The following is a 1,949-nucleotide window of genomic DNA, read 5'->3' as shown; positions in this document are numbered from 1 at the left end:
TGGTTCATCAGTTCCAGGATTTCGCGGAACCGATAGAAGGTTTCGCGCTTGCATGAGAAGGGTACCACATACTTCTCGAAGTAGGGTACGACCTTCTCCCAGAGGCTACGCCGACAGTGGATGGCGTAGACATAGCAGTTGGGACTTCCCGGTTTCGGGAAAATCCGTCCTGTGCCGAAGACTTGCTGGGCGAGTTTGAGCAGGGGTAGTCCGCTGCGGTGTTGCACCAGATGGAACTCTGGGTCAACATAGTATCCGTAGCGGCTGGTGTCGTGGTGTTTGATGCTCACCAGCAGCGAGCCTTCGCCTTCGATGAACCCTGCGAGGAACCATTTCGCCTCTTCGGTGACTTCAAGTCTTTCCTGCTGATTGGCTCCACCCATCACATTGTCACCTCCTCGGTAGTGTGGGATACACGAGCTGTTCCAGCATATAGCCAGATTTTACAACGGCCCTGTGACGAACCGTTAGAGTTACGGCCGGCATTCACCCGGGCTTCAGTTCAGGGCTGCACCTTGCGGCTGACCCCTCCCCTTAACCTACGGGCATTGGCCAAGCGTCGCCCCCTATACATCGGGTTTCCCCTTCGCAGAGAGCTGTGTTTTTGGTAAACAGTCGCCGGGCCCGCTTTGCTGCGACCTCTTTCGAGGCACCCCTTCTCCCGAAGTTACGGGGTCAATTTGCCGAGTTCCTTAGCGGGACTTCTCTCGCGCGCCTGAGGCTCCTCGCCTCGCCTACCTGTGTCGGTTTGCGGTACGGTCAGGTGGTTTCAACGCTACACGGGTTTTCTCGGCTCCAGTCACGGTCGCTTCGTTCACCGCGCGGGATCCCTTCGTCGCCCCAGAGTTGCCGCTGGGGCGAGCGCAGCCTTCCAACTCTGCGCCCGACCGATTCTGAAGCGTCACCGCTTGGCTCCACCACCTGGGGTGGGAATGTTGACCCACTGCCCTTCGCCTACGGCGTTTCGCCCTCGACTTAGGACCGCCTAACCTTCAGCGGACGAACCTGCCTGAAGAACCCTTAGGCTTTCGGCGGACGGGATTCTCACCCGTCTTCTCGCTACTCGTGCCGGCATTCTCACTTCTGCACGCTCCAGTGGTGCTTCCGCTCCACCTTCACTGCGAGCAGAACGCTCCCCTACCGCTCCCTTGCGGGAACCCGCCGCTTCGGTAACAGGCTTGAGCCCCCTTACATTGTCGGCGCAGGGTCACATTCGACCAGTCAGCTGTTACGCACTGTTTAAAGGATGGCTGCTTCTAAGCCAACCTCCTGGTTGTTTACGCGACCCTACATCCTTTCACACTTAGCCTGTGTTTGGGGACCTTAGCGGGCGGTCTGGGCTGTTACCCTTTTGACAACGGCGCTCATCCGTCGCTGTCTCACTCCCACGCTTCCTGCTATGCCATTCGGAGTTTGGTTGGGTTCGGTAACCTGGTAGGGCCCCTAGCCCATCCAGTGGCTCTACCTGCATAGCATAGCGCGTGAGGCTGCACCTCAATGCATTTCGGGGAGAACCAGCTATCTCCGCGCTCGATTGGCATTTCACCACACTACCCCCAGTTCCTCCGAGACCTTTTCAACGGTCACCAGTTCGGCCCTCCACCGTGTGTTACCACGGCTTCAGCCTGACCAGGGGTAGATCGCGCGGTTTCGGGTCTACGCCCAGCGACTGAGTCGCCCTGTAAGGACTCGCTTTCGCTACGGCTCCGCGTCTGAGACGCTTAACCTTGCCGCTGAGCGTAACTCGCCGGCTCATTCTGCAAAAGGCACGCCGTCAGACTGTCCCCCAGAGGGGTATAGTCCTCCGACTGTTTGTAAGCGCACGGTTTCAGGTTCTCTTTCACTCCCCTTCCGGGGTGCTTTTCACCGTTCCCTCACGGTACTGGTTGCGCTATCGGTAGCAAGGAGTATTTAGCCTTACCCGGTGGTCCGGGCAGATTCGCACAGGG

The 1,949-nt window shown here is 58.5% G+C and carries 1 protein-coding gene and 1 other annotated feature (1 of these 2 running past the window's edge); the gene reads right to left on the bottom strand.

Going from position 1 to position 1,949, the window contains the following annotated elements:
* Nucleotides 1-290, bottom strand: a 290-nt coding sequence (locus tag NW834_RS13215; protein ID WP_414426346.1) for an LAGLIDADG family homing endonuclease, incomplete at its 3' end; no start/stop codon positions are given.
* Between the two features lie 57 nt (nt 291-347).
* Nucleotides 348-1,949: a sequence feature (23S ribosomal RNA rRNA prediction is too short), on the bottom strand (it continues 318 nt past the right edge of the window).

It is taken from the genome of Synechococcus sp. R60.1 (assembly GCF_047461835.1).
Lineage (GTDB): Bacteria > Cyanobacteriota > Cyanobacteriia > Thermostichales > Thermostichaceae > Thermostichus.
This window is presented reverse-complemented; position numbering and strand designations above follow the sequence as displayed.